Genomic DNA, 19,312 nt, shown 5'->3' with positions numbered 1-19,312 from the left:
ATCTCCAGGACGCAACGATTAAGGGCGGCGTCTCAGCTGAGCTGAGTAGAGATTACAAAGTCATCGGATTGTAGCTCCCCGCTTGGATAACATCACGAGCATCTAGCGCGTTACCTACCTTGATTTTAGCCAATTCCTTGCCTAATAGCTACAGCTTATTACCCGTTTCGGGTAGGCTACAGGCTGCCAGCTACTTAAAGAGGTCGCGCCAACCGAAGGTGGTGCGCCGATAGATAGCGTTTTTGACCGCGCGAGACGGATCCTTCAAAAACCCCATGCCCTTCTTGCCATATAGGGGATTAACTGCGCGCTTAGCGGCTCTTTTAGCTCTGCCTGAGGTCGCTGCCTTGTAGGAACGCTTAGGGCTAGGTTTTCGCATACCGAAATTCATATTTCCACGATACCCATAGACAGCACTACAAACTATCGCTTTTTCGCTATCTTCTAAGAACGTAGACTCAGCTTTTTATTCAACTGTCCAAAGTGGGTTACTGCGCCCATCTTTCGGGGCTCCCATTTTTTCAAAGGAAATCAGGTCATTGTGGGGGAAGATCTAGGGCACAAAAAACATTCAGAGGGCGCGCTCTCCCTTTTAGGTAGTGGCAGCTCTACCTCCGGGTAGTTTTTAGCAATACCTAAAAATCAGTTTCAGCACTGTTCCCCGCGCCCGGCAGGCGGACTGAAATAGAAGGTATGAATCAAGATAAAGAAAAAGAGGTGCTCAGCACCGATAACATCACCAAAAGTTTTGGAAACGTACACGCTCTCGCCGGGGTTTCTCTAAACATTCACGAGGGCGAGTCGGTGGCAATCATGGGGCCATCAGGGTCAGGAAAATCGACCCTTTTGCATTGCCTATCCGGCGTCCTCGTTCCCGAATCCGGAAAAGTTTTATTCCGGGGCGAGGATATCGCGGCACAAAAAGATGTAACGCGCTCCCGGCTGCGGCTTAGCCAGTTCGGGTTTGTGTTCCAAGACGGGCAACTCATCCCCGAGCTGTCTGCCCGCGAAAACGTGGCACTCCCCCTGATTCTGACCGGAACTCTGCTCCCGAAAGCTTTAAAGCGCGCAGATCAACTGCTCACCCAGCTAGGGCTTTCTGAGCTGAAAAAGCGGCGTCCCGGAGATATGTCTGGGGGTCAAGCACAGCGGGTAGCAATTGCTCGCGCCCTCATCGGCAACCCGAAAGTAGTTTTTGCTGATGAACCTTCCGGCGCCCTCGATCAAGCTACCGGATACGAAATGATGGAAATCTTAACCCGGGAAGTACAACGCTGCGGAGCAGCATTAGTACTGGTAACCCACGATATTAACGTAGCGCAATGGTGTTCACGTCTGATTGAAATTCGGGACGGTCAAATCCACTCCGATCGCGCTCTAGCGCCACAGTCAGGGAGGGCGTAAATGTCGACTACTAGTACAGCCAGCCCCGCTACCTCCTCGCGCGCACAAAACCTCAACTGGTTAACCTTTCATCTCACCAAAGCCCGTTTCCGCTCTCGCCAGGGTGAATCTCTGCTTTATTTGGCGTCAATCCTGGCCTATACGGTGTGTTCCGGATTGGCGTTAACGGTTGCCGGCGGCACCTATATGTTTTATAACCGCTGGATGTCCCCAACGGGAATTGCCGCCCAGCTACTTAAAGCCGATGCGAGTTTCGAGATCATTCTGAAGTTCTATTTCCTCTTAGCCATTTTGGCCTGCGCCCTGATCCTCCCCTCTCTCAGCTCGCTTGCTACTAAGGCGGCAGTATTGGGGGCACGAGGACGCGAAAAACGTTTGGCTTCCCTACGACTGTTGGGAGTGTCCTCTGCAGAGGTCACCAAGATGACCCTGCTAGATACCCTCATCCAAGCGGTTATCGGTTCTCTAATCGGTTCTGCCCTTTATTTAGCTACCCTTCCCGCCTGGACTTTTCTTGAAATAGAAGCCAAATATATAACGGTTACAGAAATGTTGCTGCCCTGGTGGCTACTGTTGATAGTGCTGGCAGCAATCATCTTGCTGGGACAGATTTCCTCCTGGTGGGGCATGCAGCAGGTAAGAGTTTCTCCCTTGGGAGTAACCCGCAGAGCCAGTCAGCCAGCACTGCGCGTTTGGCGCCTGGTAGCTGCGGTAACTATTTTTATCGCCGCTTTCATAGTCAGCCAGGCGACCCTGGGGCTATCACAAACCTGGACGATAGCGATAGTCTCCGCTGTAATCCTGATAGTTATTTTGGGTTTCAATTTACTGGGCCCCTACCTGTTGCAACTAAATGCCCGCTTGCTGGCAAAGGTACCGATTCCCGCGATGGTACTGGCTTCTCGGAGGATAGTGGCCGATCCCAAAACTACTTGGCGGCGCGTAAGTGGTATGGGGTTCTTAGCTTTTATCGCGGGTTTCGTAGCTATGTCGCCAGTGCTGGTTAATAGTGACTATTCCGATGAGATTTCCAGCAACTTTATTTCAGCCACCCGTTGGGATTTCCAAACTGGCACCATGATTACCTTGGCGGTCAGCTTCACGCTGTGCGCCTGCGCCATGCTAATTACTCAGGCGGCAACGGTGATTGAAAATGCTGAGCAATCCCGAGCTTTGGCGAAAATGGGTGCCCCGCGCGGCTTCGAACTGCGCTCCATGTGGCTGGAAACCCTGGGCCCCCTAGCGGTATCGGTGCTGGGAGGAGGCATGTTGGGAATAATTGCCGCGATGCCGATGGTGCAAATGCTAAATAAACTGACTGGGCAAACACCAGAGAATTCGGTAATCCAAATGAGCCTGTTAATGCTGGCTGGTTTGGCGGTTACCGCCGCCTCAATTTTCGCCAGCCACCCGCTGCATCGGCGTTTACGTCTGCTACAGCAACGCGCCAATGACTAGCGGCTAGTCAGGCTCTAATGGGCATTCGCGCGGTTACATAACTAGCGCGGGACCTTAGAGAAGTTACCAAGAAATCTAATCACCCAGCAAAGATTTTGCCGGACTTTCCCATATAGGAAAGTCCGGCAAAATTAATTACTAACTCAGGATCCCCTAAATTTAAGTCCTCCAACTATTCACCCCACACCCAAGAATCACCAAAAGCCCCCAGTTTATGAAAAACCTCATACAACAGGGATTTTACGCAGGTCAATACAGCAACCATCCCCCATAGGACAAACGTCAGTTTTCTTTTCCCCAATTGATAACTATCTTTATTATCAGGTTCACCTAACCTAAACTAATATTTCGGGTCACCGAATAATACGAAAGACGAGGATAAATGAAACTGAAAGCAGTAATCTCCGGTATCTGCGCCTTGGCACTGGCAGCTTCCCTAGGAGGTTGCGCCAAAAACGGTGCCGCCGATAATGCGGATGGAGCTAATGGAAAGCTAAAAATTGTTGCCACCACCGGTTATCTTGCCGACGCGGTGAAAAACATAGCCCCCGACGCCGAGATTACTACCCTGGTAGCCCCCGGAGGCGATCCCCACACTCAAGAATTAACCACCAAAGACACTGAAAAAATCCAAAAAGCGGACCTGGTGGTTTGGACCAGTCACGACATGGAACACAAAATGATGGGCCAGTTCGATGGGCTGGGTGATAAATCCTTGCCCGCAGCAGAAGCCATTCCAAAAAAAATGCTGCTGGACTGGGAAGAAGATGGCAAGATCGAAGGCCACGACCCCCACGTGTGGAATGACCCGATCGGATGGCAATACGCAGTAACCGCTACTGCCGAAAAAATTGCGAAACTAGATAAAGCTAACACCGACAAATACCTCAAGAACGGTAAAGAGTATAACGCCAAGATTCAGGCCATGCATGAAAAGGCCAAGGTCGCATTGGCAAAGATTCCTGCCAATCGCCGCACTCTGGTAACCGGTCACGATGCCTTCAACTACCTGGGACGCACCTACGGACTAGACATTATGGCTACCGATATGGTTTCTTCCGAATCGGAAATCTCTGCGGTACAGATGGAAGAACTGGCAAACACTATTGCTAGCAAAAAAGTTCCGGTTATCTTCTATGACAACCTCAAGAGCCCGGAAGTAGTAAAGCACCTCCAAGAAATGGTGAAGTCCAAAGGTTGGGAAGTTAAACTCTCCGACACCGAACTCTATGCAGACACCCTCGGCGAGAAAGCCCCCACCAACACCTATCTGGGAGCTTTCCAGCACAATGTGGAAGCTATTGTAAAGGCACTCTCATAGAGAACGCGACCTGAGTGCCAGGATGGGCGCTAGGACTCGCCGTCTCCAAGTTTCCTAGCGCCCATCCTCTTTCTTCCGACACCCTTCACTTACTTTCTTAAAGGTTTTAACCCGATGACTTCCAAGAACACTTCTCTAGCCATATCCTCCCAGCAGCAGAGCGCGAATTCTTCAACCAGCATTCCCCCTTGTGTAGTGAAAAATATCAGCGCCGCTTACCGTGACCGCCTCGCCCTCTCCGGGGTGAGTTTTACCGTCCCCAGCGGAGAAATCATGGCGATTCTTGGCCCTAATGGAGCCGGAAAATCTACCTTAATCAAAGCGATGCTGGAACTGATTCCCCGGGTTAGCGGGGAATCCGAATTTTTTGGGAAAAACTTGAGCCGGGTACGCAAGCGCATTGCCTATATGCCCCAGTCTGCCTCAATTGATTGGGATTTTCCCGCACGTGTAAAAGACGTGGTGTTAATGGGAACCTATACCCACTTGGGATGGCTGCGCCGCCCCGGGAAAAAAGAGCATCAGGCCGCGCAAGCAGCTATGGAACAACTAGATATCTCCGATCTCGCAAATCGACAGATTTCTGAGCTTTCCGGGGGACAAAAACAACGCACCTTTGTGGCTCGCGCCCTGGCCGCCAATGCTGATCTTTTGGTTATGGATGAACCCTTCGCGGGGGTTGACATGAAGTCAGAAAAGACGATTTTACAGGTACTGCGTTCTCTAGCTAGCTCAGGAAAAACCGTACTCCTGGTACACCATGATTTGGCTACTGTAAAAGATTTTTGTTCCTCGGTATTACTACTTCGCGAAGGAAACTTGGTGGCCTCCGGACCGCTAGCTGAGGCCTTCACCCCTAAGAACATCTCCCACGCTTACGGAATCGATGGAGTGCTGGCATGAACCTCGCCCTCAGCAACTTTTCTAGCCTTGCCCCCCTGGAGTTAATCTCTCTAAGCGATTATTGGGGAACCTACAGTTTTCGTGTAATGACCGCTGGGGCAATCCTGGTAGGTTTCTTCGCGGGAACCCTAGGATCCCTACTTTACGTGCGTAAACAATCCCTAGTTTCTGACGTGATCGGACACAGCTCCATTGCCGGGATTGTAGGGGCCTTCGTGATTGCATCTTTGTTAGGAGCAGATGGCCAATCGATTTTAATTTTGACGATCGGTGCCACAATTTCCGGATTACTCGCCGTGGCCACCACTAACCTGATAGCGGAAAAATCCAAAGTAGGAGTGGAAGCCGCAATGGCGATTTCTCTGGCCATCTATTATGGCGGCGGCATGGTGGCCTTGAGGCTATTATCCTTTTCCCATTTCTCTGGACGCTCTGGTATTGCACAATACCTGTTCGGAAATGCCGCCACTATGCGTCAAATCGATGTATTCACCGTTGCTATCCTGGGTTTTACCGCTCTATTGATCGTCATACTTTTCTGGAAGGAGATCGCGCTCTTTGCTTTTGACCCCGTAGGCGCCCAGGCAGCTGGTTTTTCCCGTAACCTTTTGATTGCCATTGTCACCTTGTGCACCACCGTAGGTATCGTGATTGGGGTGAAATCTGTAGGGGTAGTATTGATGGTTGCTTTTGCTATTATCCCCGCAGCTGCCGCACGGCAGTGGACCGATCATCTACCGGTATTATTCCTACTAGCTGGAGCAATAGGTGCACTTAGCGGCGGTTTTGGTTCTTATCTGGCAGTATCCATCGGTAAGGTGCCTACTGGACCGGTAATCGTAGTCATCCTTTCGTTGGTTCTAGCTATTTCTTTAGTTTTCTCTCCGCACCGCTCTTTGCTGGCTTACCGGTATCGCCGCCGTCGGCATATCCAAAATTTAAAGCACGAGCAGGAAGATAATGCCTCCCCAGCTCAGGGTAATTCCTGGAAAGAGCAGCCTACTAATCCTGCGGCAATAGCTAACCAGCTGTGTTTCTCACCGACAAAGGCGCAGGAAGGCGACACTCCCTCCCCAATTCTCCAATCAGCCGGAACATTAAGCCACAACTCCCAGCTAGACCCCGAGGTTAATCTGAAATGAGTTTTGTACTTGCAGCCTTATTACTAGCAATTACTACCTCGGTAACTTGCGCCCTACCCGGCACCTTCTTGGTGTTGCGTCGTCAATCCATGCTGGTGGACGCCATGAGCCACGCAGTCCTACCCGGAATAGTGCTGGGCGCGTTGCTTTCTGGATCCACTTATTCTCCGATAATGGTGGTTCTTGCCGCTGGTTTTGGGTTAATCGTAGTTTTGGGAGCCAACTATCTGCAATCCACCGGTCTACTACCTAAGGATGCCAGTCAAGGAGTTATCTTCCCCCTGCTATTTTCGGGCGGAGTAATTTTACTGTCCACTGCGCTGGCGCATGTACATATCTGCGAGGATACGGTACTGACCGGCGACCTGAACCTGCTGGCTTTAGATACCGAAAGGTTGATAATCAGCAATTATGATTTTGGTCCCCGCGCCATGTGGATGCTGCTGATAATTTTCGTAGCGAATACAATATTTTTACTGCTTACCTATAAGGTTATGCAGCTTGTGACTTTCGATAGGGAATCAGCCCGAGTCATCGGGTTCCCCATCCGCACGGTGGAAACTATATTCATGGTTCTGGTGGCCTTAACTATTGTGGTGGCTTTTTCTACTGCGGGCGCCATTCTAGTGATTGCCCTACTGGTAACCCCAGCAGCCACTGCGATTCTACTGTCTAATTCTCTCCCAAAAATATTTGCTTTCACCCTGATTATTGCGGTAATCAGCGCAATTATCGGTTTTATTACCGCTTGGCATTTTAACCTTGCCACCTCGGCGATGATGGCATTTACCGATGGGGTCTTATTCCTAATAGTTCTACTGATCAGCCGGGCGCGCGCCCGTGTCAAGAAGCACGCTTAGAGCTATCCCAGCGGCTCCCTACCGATATCTGCCCTTTGTGTAGGGAATCTTCTCGAGACAGAATAACCCAGTAGAAGCTATTACCATTTTCCCGGAGTTTTCACCCTTTTGGGTGTTAACACTAAAACTCCTGCTTGTTACTTTAAAAATGCAGGCTTTTCGATGTAGAGAAACCGCACAAAATAAAAGTTTATCCCGACTTTAAGGAGCTATCATGACTGGTCAACCCCCGGTTTCAAATGTGAGCGTACCACCTACTCCAGCTGCACCTGGGGTTAAAAAGAATATGGCACTGGTGGCATTATGTATGACAATCGTGGCTTCTTTGCTGATAATCCTGGGATTTTTCCTGGCGGGGAAAGCAGGAGCCGCAGCCCTCAGTAACCTCGATGTCACCGCGGCTCAAGCTGCAGACACCAAGCGACTTATTTTCTTGGCTGTGGCTTCAATTTTGAACTTGGTGGCATTTATTTTGGGATTAATCGCTTTGATTAAGTCGCGCCCCAAGACTATGCCGCTAATTATTTTCCTGGTGGTAATTTTCTTGCCGTCAATCGCCACCGGAATCGGAACCGCGATTCAGAACAGCATGGTACACCTATAGGTACACAGTCCCGCTGTTAGGCAACTTTGCCAGCAGCGGGAACTGTTAAGGAAAAGCTACTACTAGAAAAGAAGATTGAAATGGGTTTGATTCAAGCAGTTAGCGGCGCGATCGGTGGCGCCCTCCAAGATCAGTGGCTAGATGCGATTAGCGCGCAGGACATGGGAGAAGGCATCGTTTTCGTACGAGGCCAACAGATTAGAGGTAAAAACACCGGCACCGGCGCCATTATCTCGGATGGCTCAAAGATTCTGGTCTATGACAACCAAGCTCTGCTGATTACCGACTCCGGTAAAATCGTGGACTTTTCTACCGAATCCGGTGCCTACACCTACAGTTCCACCACTGCGCCCTCGCTATTTAACGGGAATTTTAAGGGCGTACTTCGGGATACTTGGGAACGTTTCAAATTCGGGGGGGCACCCTCGGCACAACAAAAAGCCTTCTTTGTGAACCTCCAGGAAATCAAAGGAATAAAATTCGGTACCCCCAATGCCATTCAATATTTCGACAATTTCTATAACGCGGAACTTTTCTTGAGGTCGCACGGGACTTACTCGCTACGGATAGTTGACCCCATTAAGTTCTATATGGAAGCTATCCCCCGGGATGCGGAACGAGTACATATCGATGACATTAAAGAACAGTACCAATCCGAATTCTTAGAAGCCTTTTCAGTAGCGCTAAACAAGATGAGCCTGGATGGGATTCGTATTTCACAAGTCCAGTCCCATATGAGCGAATTGTCTCGCTATATGCGTGATGCCTTGGATGAGGAATGGTCTGAGCAGCGCGGTTTTGAGGTGCAAGCCGTTGGTATCGCCTCTATCTCCTACGATGAGCAGTCGCGCAAGATGATCGATATGCGCAACCAGGGCGCCATGTTGCAAGATCCCTCAATCCGCGAGGGCTTCGTGCAGGGAGCAGTCGGTACCGGTATTCAAAACGCTGGATCCAACCCGGCAGGAGCCGGGGTCGCCATGATGGGCGTGGGTATGGGAATGAACGCGGCAGGAGGCTTTATGCAATCTGCCTCCGCTTCCAACCAAGCCCAAATGGCCGCCCAAGAAAAGGCAAAACAGCAGGCAGGAGCGGCTGAAAACGCTGGTTCCTCGCCTGAAGCCTGGAGATGCCAGTGCGGTGTCCAAAATACCGGCAAGTTTTGTGGAAATTGCGGTCAGCCACGACCCACCGCTCCTGCCGCTAGTGGATTCTGCCCCAACTGTGGCAAACCTCTACCTAATCCCAAACCAAAGTTCTGCCCAGAGTGCGGAAACCCCGTGGGCTAGACCTGCCAGGTCTGGGTTCTTAGGGGCGGTAAGCGCGGCGCGCGAGGCTCGCCACTAAGAACCCGGCACTGGGGAACCGTATTTATTAAGGAAGGGAACTAATCGTGAGTGATGTGCAATTAAAATGCCCGGCCTGCGGCGCGCCCATCAATTTTGATGTGCCCAGCGGGAAAATGAAGTGCAACTTTTGCAGCGCTATGTTTTCCGTTGAAGAGGTAAATCAATTTAACGGGATTTCCGCCGCTAACCAGGAGCTTGACGCCGCTTACCAAGCTCAAAAGGTAGGCGCGCAACCCCCGCCGCCACCGGGATCGCAACCTGCGGAACAAACAGATTCGTCGCTAGCGGTGCCAACAAATGGCGAGGGCGCATCCATACCTCCCTCTGGCGCTGCCGCCCCCACCCCGCAAACAGGTTGGGTGGAGCCTCCAGCCACCTATATGGATGAGGCGACCGGGCAACAAATGGCGCAATTTGAATGCGATTCTTGCGGCGGAGAAATCATCGGTTCCCCCGATATGGTCAGCGCCAAGTGTCCCTGGTGTAACAACAACTTTGTTGCTACTGGACAGTTGGTGCGCACGCGGGTTCCTGACCGGATGATTCCTTTCGGGATGACCAAAGAGCAGGCACTAGCCGCTTTCAAAAAAGAGGCATCCCGTTTAAAGCTGACTCCCAATGCCTTCAAACATGCCAGTGTAGATGATATTCAAGGAGTTTATGTCCCTTATTGGCTCTATGATGCCAGCGTTTCCGGGATGGCCAACTTCGAGTGCGAACGCACTAGTAGCTGGTCAGATTCGGATTATAACTACACCAAACATGATGTTTACCAGGTTTCACGCAGTGGCAATATCGCCTATCTGGATGTTCCGGTCTCCGGCACTTCCAAAGTAACCGCGGATCTTACCGAGTCGATAGAGCCTTTCGATTACTCCACTTCCGTAGGATTTTCCCCGGCATATTTAACCGGTTTTATGACCAATAAATACGATGTAGAAGCCGAGGAAGCTAATCCGCGCGCCTTGGACAGAATGCGTCACTCCGCCAAGGACGTTTTAAGGGACTCGGTTACCGGTTATGACAGTGTAAAAATGACCAATTCTGCCTTTGAACCTGCTTTCGGGGAGTTAGAATACGTGTTCTTGCCAGTCTGGCTGTTGAACGTGGATTTCGCCGGAAAGAACTATAACTACGCCATGAATGGTCAAACCGGAAAATTCGTAGGCACCTTTCCGGTTTCTAACGTTAAGTACTGGGGTGGATTAATCGGTATCGCTACCGTATTGGCCATCGCATTGGGCTCCGTATTAATTCCATTTATCATGCCTTGGTTTCTGGATTAAGGGGATTGAATGATGAGTATTTTCAAGAAACTTGCCTCTCTCTTGACTGCGGCAACTGTGACCGCATTCCCGCTGATTGGTCTGAACCTAGCTAATGCCCAGGCCGCCGCGCCTAATTCGGCAGCAGTGACGGAACTTTCCCACCCCGCTGCGCATAGCGTCCTTGCTACCGCCAGCGACGACCCATCTGACATTATCAAGTTCCCCGAAGATGAAGAAGTAATGTACCAGGGTGGTCAAAAGGACGTATCTGCGGCGGCTCCTTTTATTCGCGACCATTCCGAAATTTTTAGTGCCGCAAAAATTCCTACCTGGGAAAAACAGCTGCGGGCATTAGCAAATAAATATGGAATAGCTCCATACGTGGTAACGGTTGACGATTTCGATTATTTGTCCCCCGAACAATGGGCTGCAAACTATTACAACGTGAATAAACTCGGCCTGGACACCAAGTCTGCCAACGGAGTAATCATGATCATTAACCCCTCTACCAGGGATTTGTGGTTCTTAGGGCATGGCGAGGGCGAAAAAGCCTTTACCCCTTACGGGATTGACAGATTATATAAACACGTCAAAAAACCCCTGGGGGATGATGACTGGGATGGGGGCATGGAGGTTTACCTGCACGAAATCACTGATTATTTAGAGCAGTGGAAAGCTGGCACCCCCTACAGCAAAAGTCATCCAGTACCCGCTCGCATGACCTTAGAGTCCACCCTTTGGGGGTTGGGAATTGCGCTAGGTGTGGGAGCCCTAAGCGGATATGGGGTGATGGCTCTGCTGGAACGTAAACATCATACTGCCCAGAAACAAGCAGGAGCCTCTAGCTATATTGTTCCCGGTTCAAACCAGATTACCGGAGGTGAGGAGGTCTTTGTGAACTCTTATGTCACCCAGGTGGCGCGACCCAAAGAAAGCAAGAGCTCTAGCAGCGGTTCCTATAGCTCTGGGGGTACCTCGTTTAGCTCCGGAGGGGGCAAATTCTAGAACGCCCTTAGGTAAGCAGTATCAGGCAGCCTGGTCATACCGAAGTAAACTGCTTTGCACCCGCCCCATTTAACATTCGAGTTTTGTTAAAATATTTCTAACAAAGTTAGGAATTGCTCCAATGGTGGGGAAATTGGGAGGACGAGCCGTTGACGCGGATCACTATTGTTGAGGATCAAACCATTCTGCTGGATTCTTTAGCCGCTGCTATCGATGCGGAAGCAGATTTTATGGTGGTCGATAAGCTCACCGATGCCGCCGATATTCACTCATCTCAACGCTTACATCCGGCAGACCTGGTGCTAATGGACGTAGTTACCGCGAACTCTTCAGGATTGAAAGAATCTGCCAAGTTCAAAGCCGCGCATCCCAGCGTAAAGGTAGTGGTATTCACGGCAATGCCCGATGCCTCATTCGTCGAGGAGGCGCGCGCCGCGGGGGTCGATGCGTTTACCTACAAAAATATCTCTACCTCCGATCTGCTAGCCTTACTGCGCGCTACGGTAAGCGGAGAACATAGTTTTCCCGACTCCCCCGCTCGCCCCAGTTTTGGGGCAAACCAGTTCAATGAACGCGAAATGGAAGTTCTGCGTTTAGTATGTGCAGGTTATCCCCGCAAAGAAATCGCGAAGGAAATGTTCTTAAGCGAAAACACTATTAAGTCTTACATCTCCCAGCTGCTAGCCAAAAGTGGTTTCACCTCGGTGGCGCGCTTAGCCTTGTGGGCAGTATCTAACGGCTATATTGCCATCCACGAAAACCGCTCCGACCCAAATTTCCCCGACTAAAATCAGGGTTCCTATGACTACTAGCTCGAAGCTTCCCCCTAATCGCTTCCCCAGTTCCCCCGCTGTAGAGTCCGTCAGACCCACTTGGATTCAAGACTGGCTGGCTCATTTACTATTTGCGCTGCTGTTGGGAATAGCCGTGCTTACCTTGATTTTTGTTCCTTTACGTACAGTTTCTTTCCAAGCTAATAACACCTTGGCGGTACCCAACGACTTCAATCCCACTCTTTCTCGCTTTTTTCAATCTCAAGGTTTAGCGGTAGAGCCCCACAGTGAATGGTCACTATTGCGGCAACTTCGTTCCGGGGCAAACTTTGTAATCACCACGGAAACCACTGCCAACGCCGCTAAAGCTACCGAGCCAAAGGCCTCTTTTATGCCCCTCTACCCCAAATCTGTGGTGCTGGTGTCCCAGAATCCCCAGGTTGGCTCAGTTGATAATCTTCAGAAATTGCTTTCCGGGAAAGAAAAAGTTTATCTGGATCAAGGGGTAGGGCGCCTGGAGCTGATGAGTGCTTTAGCGCTAAGAACCACCTCGGGCAACGAGGGCGCGCAAACTTTCTCCTCTCGGCAAGCCTCGGAGCTACTGCAGAGACTTAAGTCGCGGGGACGATTGGAAACCGGGTCATCCTCGCAAGAGCTAAAGGATGCCCTTGCGCATGGCTACTTTTGCCTGACCACCGATAATCGCAGCACTCACGCCAACTCCCCCTCCCAGCAGCTGCACTATGCCAAGTTCCCTACGGTAATGTTTATAGAAGGTGTCTGGTCACGCAACCCCGGGAATCCTAACCATGACTACCAGTTTTCAACTCCCCCAGCTAATCTCCTCAATCCCGATTCCTACCCTTCATTGTCAACTTCTTTTCAGAAAAATATTAACGCCACCCCGATTGCTAACCTGGGTCAGTATAAGCAGTTCACCTGGGAGCAAAGCCTGTCCAACGATACTTTTGGTGCTTCTTGGGAGTGGAAGAATACCAACGAGTCCTACCAAATCGGCGCCTTTATCGCGCTGCTGTGCCTGCTAAGTTTTTGGGCCGGTTGGCGCTTTTGGACAACTATCTCCCCTTATATACGTCGAGCGGTGCTAGTCCAGGCGGGGATACTCAGCCTGTGGATTTTAGCGCGCATCATCAAGCACTCTCTGCCGGGAGTTTACGAGCGTTACGCCTGGTACTACTACTATGTTCCGATTTATTCGACCTTAACCATCCTATTTTTGGTAATCGCACATTCTTCCCGCCGCCTGCCTCCCGGCTATCGCCGCCTGCGCACTTTTATCTTGACACTGGGAACCGTACTGATGTTGATGGTATTTACCAACGATTTCCATCACCTGCTGCTGCGCTTTGGGCGGGGGCAATCGGGGGTGGACTATGAGTACGGTCCGGGCTACTACTTTTACTATTTTTCAGTCTTGCTACTGTTCGCCGCCGTTCTTTACGTGGCACTGTGGAGTTTCAAAGGTAACCGCACTCGCGTGTTAGCGGCGCTAGGGGTGCTTTTTGCTTTTGCGGTGACCTATTCTTTGGCCTACACATTCCGAGTCCCCCTGGTGAGAGCTACCGAGAATGTGCAAATCTATTGCATCTTTTTCTTATTAGCTTGGGAACTATTGTTCTTTATTGGGCTGATTCCCCAAAACCGGGGTTATACGCGTTTCTTTAAGAAATCTACCCTGCCTATGGAAATCGTTGATCGTAACTGGGAACCCCGCTATGTAACCTCCACCCCCCTCTACCTGGATGATGCAGTTAAACGTCGCCTGCGGGAAACTAACATCCCAGTGTTGCTTATCGACAATTCCTCTGCCTCCCCCCGCACTCTTTACTGCCAGGCACAACCTATCAACGCCGGACACGTAATCTGGGAAACCGATATTAGCGCTGTGCAGGCGTTAGAGAAAACCTTGGCTGCCCTTCGGGAGCGGGAGGCGCACCAAACTAAAGTACTTTCATCCGAGTATGAAGCCTTAAAGCAGGTCAAGCAACCTTCCCAGGCTCCGCTGCTTTATGACCGGCTCGATCTACTGATGAATAATGCCCTTAAACGGGTGCAGGCCAATAGCGCGCGGCTGGACAGTCAGTTACCAAGCAATCAGCTCGCAGAACTTCTGCGCAGCATAAAAATGGATCTTGGGTACGCTAAACGCGCTGGTCTGCTCACTTTATCCTATTTTGAGAACGGAGAGGTTTCAGTCAACGTCTTAACCACATTGTTAAGCCAGTCTTGTACGGATTTTTCTTATGCCAACGCCCTAGCCGGCTTACACGGCCCTACCAGCGGATCCCTCCGCCTAGAGGAAGCACTTTGGTGTCTAGAAGGGTTGCACCGCGGCCTGGGGTGCGTAGTAAGCCTGTCCGATTTAGCAGCGTTTATAAATTTAGAGGTCGGCATGGGTGGACAGCCGGTTAAAATGAACTGGATTTTAGATATTCCTGCTGGTCAAATTGGTCTTTTACAGCCTCTTCTGGATTGGCCGCAAGCAAAAATAAAGCTAATCCTGGAAGACGGAGTGGTTAATCTGCAAATGCGAATTACCCACCCTGCCCACGAGGAACATAGTTTTGCCACCCTTAGTGAGGTAAGTAAAGAGTTCACCGAGGACGTCCCCGCTAATAGCAAGGGGGAGCAGAGCAAATGAGCGCCTTATTCTATAGTCTTTCGCCTGCACTGTTGGCGGCGGGAACTGCCTTGATGATTATCGGTTCCTTGGCGGCGTGCATATTGACGATGAGTCAATGGTTCATCCATCGCCGCCCTTTAGCCACTGGATTCCTCTTGAGCGTGGCGATATTACTGGCCTTTTACACCTGGGGATTTGCGGTTACTATCATCAACTCGCAAGCGGGAATTTTCATTCTTAATGACCATCATTTTGCCTGGTTTGTAGTGGTTTGCCTGGGCTTGGGATTGGCACTGCTAAGAACTACCTACCGGTTTGCAGCGGGGCCTTTACTGGTTTTCTTAGTGGCGCTGCTTCCTCCTATCGTGGGCTTCGGGGGTAAGTGGCTACTTTTAGCTGCCGGAACCTTTTCTACTACTTGGCTATGCGTCCAGGTATGGCGGGAGTTGCAGCTGCTGTTGCACGATTTGAGTCCTTTTAGCATTAAAGAAGCCTTGGACTGTCCCCAGCACGGGGCGCTGTTCGCTGATTCCCGCGGGCATAACAAACTAGTCAATTCCAGTATGGAAGGGTTGCTTGACAGTTTAAACCTGACTTCGCTGACTCGTTATGAAACGCTGGCAAACCAACTGCGAGAGCTGGCAACTGACAAAATAGTTCCTGCGGGAATCGCTGGTCAAGGTGCTAGCGAGGGCGGAATCGGCGACAGTACCAGCGCTAATTTTCGAATAAATGATCCTAAGGGGCGCACCTGGATACTCAATCGCACCCAATTAGCGGATAAGGGCCGCTTTTTGACGCAAATGATTGCCCTGGACGTTAGTAAATATATGTCCTTAAGCCAGGAACTTTCCGACGAGATTGACAGTTTCCAGCAGCGCCAAAAACAACTTGCCCAGGAAACTGCTCGCCTCGAGGAAGCCCTCACCAAGCGCCTGGTGTTGCGGACTCGCTCCTCCATTCACGACACTATTTCGCAACGGATTTCTTTTGTACACCGTTTCTTAGAGGACGGGGTGGCAGACGAGGAGCGACTGACGCAATTGCAAGATTTACTGGCGAAACTCCCTACTGATTTAAGTCATGACCGAGCAGTGATTCCCGCAACGGTTTGGCTGGCTACTTTGCAGGATTTAGCAAGCTCTGCCCAATTGGATTTACAAATTTCTGGGGATTTACCTGCTGAGGAAGACCGGGCACTCCTATTTATGCAGGTACTGCGGGAGGGAATTACTAACGTACTAATCCACACCACCTCCAGCGAAATGTCAGTAAAAATGTGGGAGGATGCCCATAGTTACTGGTTGGAGGTTTCCAACCCGGGGGTGGTTACCACTACCCCGTCTTACGGTACTGGCTTGAGTAACTTGGAGGCGCGTTTGGAAGCTGCAGGCGGCTCTTTGGCGATTCTCACCACCCCCACTTTCACACTGCGCGCGCGTTTGCCCCGTTTCCGTTAATTACCAGGCTGAAAATTCGTACTTTTGGGTGATTACTTACGCTAGCTACCTTCCTAGGGTGGAGGTAAGTGGGGCGAGGGAGCTCCATAGGTCTTACTAACGGGAGGGAACCACCATGAAAAAACTTTTTGCGTTAGCGGGTGCATTCGCCTTAGCTATTAGCTTGTCTGCCTGCGGAGGAGGCGGGAGCAGCGGGGAAAAGAAGGCGGCTCCGGAAAGTAAAGCCCCCGAAACGAAAGTGGGGCTCATATCCACCACCGAGAATGTGCTACTGCCGGAGCAAAAACAGCAAGAGGTAAAGGTGGATGATGCGGAAGCTCTGGAGAAAAAGTGGGAGGAAAAAGGTAAAGAATTTGCCGAGAAAAAGGGAGTTACCTCGGAACGGATTGATGCGACTTTCGCGAGCTTTAGCAAAGATAAAATCAAGAATTACCACCTGTATCTGAACCATAATGGCGACTGGAAAGCCGGGAGTAAATTTAAAATTGGTTTCTATTGCCAGACGGTAAAACCAACCACTATCGATGTGTGGATTGCTCCGGACAGCGATGAGAGCAGTTCCGACCGGAAAGGACAGTTAACCAAAGTGGCCTGCGGGACGGATAAACCGGCGGAGGCAACTTGGGAATATACCCTTCCTGCGGACACCAACAACCTATTGATTGTCCGCAGCCAGCTGCCAGTGGAAGGCTTTATGGTTACCACTGACGAGTTGCAACAGTAGTTACCCGCTCTAAATAACCACTGCCGATTCTGATAAGCATTGATGCGCTCCCGGTAGCCCTTAGGGCTACCGGGAGCTTTAACAGTACGCTGAGCGCATCTACTCCCCCGATGATAACATGGTAATGAACGGAACCTTTTCGGAGGGGAAGATAGATTATTTTGGGTACGACTAAGGCGTGCCAGCAGGCAGCAGCTGCCAAATAAAGGAAATGTAATGCGAAAAATTTTGAAGAATCTAAGTCTACTATTGGCAAGCCTAGCGTTATTGATGCCTTGCGGGCTGTTGGGCTGCGGCTCTGCCTCTGCCGCTCCCTCTACTGCTGCCTATATAATTACAAAGAGCGACGATGGTAGCTTAGTCAAAGAGTTCACCCAAGATCAGGCCGCAGATTTGGTAACCGCGCTTGCTAAGGCCGGAACTAGCGGCTCCCCCATGGCGAAAAATACGGCCTACACTTTAACCTTAAACGCTGATCTAGCGGTGCCCGGTCCCACCAGTGACAAGGTGTTAAACACCGGCAGCGATCAAGATTTAACGATCAAGTCACCGGCGGGCGCCAGCCATAAAATAACTTTTGCGGGGACAGATACCGGAAACTTTGGCATCTTGAATATCCGTTGGGACTCCCAGGTTACCTTGGAAAACGTGGTAATCGATGGACAAGAAAAGCATCGAGGGGTCGCAGTTGGAGGTGGAACCCAACTGACGATGAATAGCGGCGCGGTAGTGCAGAACGGTTATGCGACTAAATCTGGCGGCGCTGGCATCTTGCTTTACGGAACTGGGAAACTGGTCATGAATCCCGGATCGAAACTGCTAAATAACAACAGTGCCGCTAGCGCCCAAGGTAATGGCGGCGGCGCCATTTACGGAACCAAAAACAGTTCCATCGCCATTGATGGCGCCGAGATCAGCGGGAATAAATCTGCTTTCCAGGGTGGAGCTATCCTCGCTGGAAAAGAGATTACCGTTAAGAACTCTACCTTCTCTAATAACTATGCCGCCTATTCTGGAGGCGCAATTGTTTCCGTTTCTGCAACCGAAAAATTTACGGTGGACGGGTGTACTTTTACTGGCAACAGCACCTCTCAGCCCACCAATAAGCCTGGCTACGGCATGGGCGGGGCAATCACCTATGCTCTGGCGAAAAAGGGCGATTTTTCGTTAACCACTTCCACCTTTACTGGCAACAAGTCTAATTCTGGCGGTGCGGTAACCGTCAGCTCAAATCTTGCCCCGCAATTTGGAACGGTGGAAAGTCCTATCTCCATGACAATGAGCGGCAACAAGTTCACAAAGAATCAAGCAGCCGCATTGGGCGGTGGCGCCGTGCTAGTGGACGGCGTCAACCTCTCCCTTGACCGTTGCGAATTCAACCAAAACCAAGTAACCGGCGGGGAAGGGACCTTCGGGGGCGCCATCATGGGATATGCCGGCCCCGCAAAACTGGACGTCACCAACTCGAAATTCTTAGACAACAAAGCTGACCAGGCCGGCGGAATCGTGCTTGGGGACGATATTACTGCCACTGTCAAGAGCAGTGCTTTCGATGGCAACCAGGCAGTTAGTGACCGTCTAGGTACTGGCGGCGGTGCCCTATACGTGTATGCAATGGCAAACGCTACCATCAGTGAAAACACCCAGTTCTACCGGAACACCGCGAATTACGGTGGCGCCATTATTACTCAATCCGTTTCCTTCACTGACCCAGCCGATGAAACTAAGTGGCAAAATCTCGCTACCGACAACACCACCGTTTTTGCTGAAAACGTAGCGAGGATAGGCGCCTGGGAGCCACCAAGCAACTTCGCAAAGTTCACGAACTTGAAGTTCGCGAAACATTCTTTCACCGGAACCACAGTGTTGAGCCGAAACTCGGCGATGAATAACTACGACATTATTTACCTAGCTCCCGGAAACGGACCCATTGAGCTGGTGAACATCTCTTACGACGCTAACGGCGGCACGGGTGGGGTCACGGTAAAAGCTAATAAAGCCAATCCGCACTCAGTATTAAGCGCCGGTGCGGCGCAAGTTACCCGAAAAGGTTACCGTTTCACCGGGTGGAATACTGCCAAGGATAACAGCGGTACCGCCTATAAGGGGGGAGAAAAAATCCAGTTGAGCGCGGACTTAACCCTGTATGCGCAGTGGGAAAAAGTAGAGGCACCTTCGACCAACCCCAGCGATACTGAGTCGCAAAAACCGGTGTCCCCAAGAAAACCAGATCGGAAAAACACCGGCAATCAGTTGCCCCCTACAGGTAGTGAGGCTCTGGTAGCCGCTATCTCAATGCTGGCCGCGCTTGCTGGAGGAGCCGCTCTGCTGACATACCGGCATCGAGCAAGCAAGTAGCCCCGCAGATTACGCCCGGGCATAACCCGGATTATGTCT

The 19,312-nt window shown here is 50.9% G+C and carries 16 protein-coding genes; 15 read left to right on the top strand and 1 reads right to left on the bottom strand.

Features of this window, described 5'->3' with window-relative positions; genetic code table 11:
* Positions 1 to 190: 190 nt before the first annotated feature.
* Entirely contained in the window at positions 191 to 391 is a 201-nt protein-coding gene (locus BQ5456_RS07775) for a hypothetical protein (RefSeq protein ID WP_205407868.1), read from the bottom strand.
* A gap of 302 nt (positions 392 to 693) precedes the next feature.
* Here BQ5456_RS07775 and BQ5456_RS07770 point away from each other — a divergent pair, with 302 nt between their 5' ends.
* The 15 genes from BQ5456_RS07770 (at position 694) to BQ5456_RS07695 (ending at position 19,273) form a co-directional block, all read left to right on the top strand.
* Entirely contained in the window at positions 694 to 1,404 is a 711-nt protein-coding gene (locus BQ5456_RS07770) for an ABC transporter ATP-binding protein (protein ID WP_071129479.1), read from the top strand.
* Positions 1,405 to 2,862 (top strand): FtsX-like permease family protein, encoded by a 1,458-nt coding sequence (locus tag BQ5456_RS07765; RefSeq protein ID WP_071129478.1) that lies wholly within the window; start codon positions 1,405 to 1,407, stop codon positions 2,860 to 2,862.
* A gap of 382 nt (positions 2,863 to 3,244) precedes the next feature.
* Positions 3,245 to 4,183: a metal ABC transporter substrate-binding protein gene (locus BQ5456_RS07760; protein ID WP_071129477.1), complete on the top strand. Its 939-nt coding sequence runs from the start codon at positions 3,245 to 3,247 to the stop codon at positions 4,181 to 4,183.
* A gap of 114 nt (positions 4,184 to 4,297) precedes the next feature.
* Positions 4,298 to 5,086 (top strand): metal ABC transporter ATP-binding protein, encoded by a 789-nt coding sequence (locus BQ5456_RS07755; protein WP_083378434.1) that lies wholly within the window; start codon positions 4,298 to 4,300, stop codon positions 5,084 to 5,086.
* The gene (locus BQ5456_RS07750; protein WP_071129476.1) at positions 5,083 to 6,228 is read left to right on the top strand and encodes a metal ABC transporter permease; all 1,146 of its coding nucleotides are present in this window, start codon (positions 5,083 to 5,085) and stop codon (positions 6,226 to 6,228) included. Before BQ5456_RS07755 ends, BQ5456_RS07750 begins: the two co-directional genes overlap by 4 nt.
* Positions 6,225 to 7,088 (top strand): metal ABC transporter permease, encoded by an 864-nt coding sequence (locus tag BQ5456_RS07745; RefSeq protein ID WP_071129475.1) that lies wholly within the window; start codon positions 6,225 to 6,227, stop codon positions 7,086 to 7,088. The genes BQ5456_RS07750 and BQ5456_RS07745 overlap by 4 nt, the downstream gene beginning before the upstream one ends.
* 214 nt (positions 7,089 to 7,302) lie before the next feature.
* Positions 7,303 to 7,692 carry a hypothetical protein gene (locus tag BQ5456_RS07740; RefSeq protein WP_071129474.1) on the top strand — a complete coding sequence of 130 codons (390 nt, stop codon included), beginning with the start codon at positions 7,303 to 7,305 and terminating at the stop codon, positions 7,690 to 7,692.
* Between the two features lie 80 nt (positions 7,693 to 7,772).
* On the top strand, positions 7,773 to 8,981 hold the full coding sequence (locus tag BQ5456_RS07735) for an SPFH domain-containing protein (RefSeq protein ID WP_071129999.1): 1,209 nt from the start codon (positions 7,773 to 7,775) through the stop codon (positions 8,979 to 8,981).
* Between the two features lie 104 nt (positions 8,982 to 9,085).
* Positions 9,086 to 10,327: a TFIIB-type zinc ribbon-containing protein gene (locus BQ5456_RS07730; protein ID WP_071129473.1), complete on the top strand. Its 1,242-nt coding sequence runs from the start codon at positions 9,086 to 9,088 to the stop codon at positions 10,325 to 10,327.
* Positions 10,328 to 10,336: 9 nt separating this feature from the next.
* On the top strand, positions 10,337 to 11,314 hold the full coding sequence (locus BQ5456_RS07725; protein WP_071129472.1) for a TPM domain-containing protein: 978 nt from the start codon (positions 10,337 to 10,339) through the stop codon (positions 11,312 to 11,314).
* 113 nt (positions 11,315 to 11,427) lie between these two features.
* Entirely contained in the window at positions 11,428 to 12,102 is a 675-nt protein-coding gene (locus BQ5456_RS07720; RefSeq protein WP_235858555.1) for a response regulator transcription factor, read from the top strand.
* Positions 12,103 to 12,115: 13 nt separating this feature from the next.
* Positions 12,116 to 14,749 carry a histidine kinase N-terminal 7TM domain-containing protein gene (locus BQ5456_RS10175; RefSeq protein WP_083378433.1) on the top strand — a complete coding sequence of 878 codons (2,634 nt, stop codon included), beginning with the start codon at positions 12,116 to 12,118 and terminating at the stop codon, positions 14,747 to 14,749.
* Entirely contained in the window at positions 14,746 to 16,191 is a 1,446-nt protein-coding gene (locus BQ5456_RS07705) for a sensor histidine kinase (protein WP_071129469.1), read from the top strand. Before BQ5456_RS10175 ends, BQ5456_RS07705 begins: the two co-directional genes overlap by 4 nt.
* A 115-nt stretch (positions 16,192 to 16,306) precedes the next feature.
* Entirely contained in the window at positions 16,307 to 16,915 is a 609-nt protein-coding gene (locus BQ5456_RS07700) for a hypothetical protein (RefSeq protein ID WP_071129468.1), read from the top strand.
* A 216-nt stretch (positions 16,916 to 17,131) separates the two neighbouring features.
* The gene (locus BQ5456_RS07695) at positions 17,132 to 19,273 is read left to right on the top strand and encodes an InlB B-repeat-containing protein (protein ID WP_071129467.1); all 2,142 of its coding nucleotides are present in this window, start codon (positions 17,132 to 17,134) and stop codon (positions 19,271 to 19,273) included.
* Positions 19,274 to 19,312 lie beyond the last annotated feature (39 nt).

Source organism: Varibaculum massiliense (assembly GCF_900106855.1).
In the GTDB taxonomy this organism is placed as follows: Bacteria; Actinomycetota; Actinomycetes; order Actinomycetales; family Actinomycetaceae; genus Varibaculum; species Varibaculum massiliense.
Note: the sequence above shows the minus strand (reverse complement) of the source record. Positions and strands in the feature narration are given on the sequence as shown.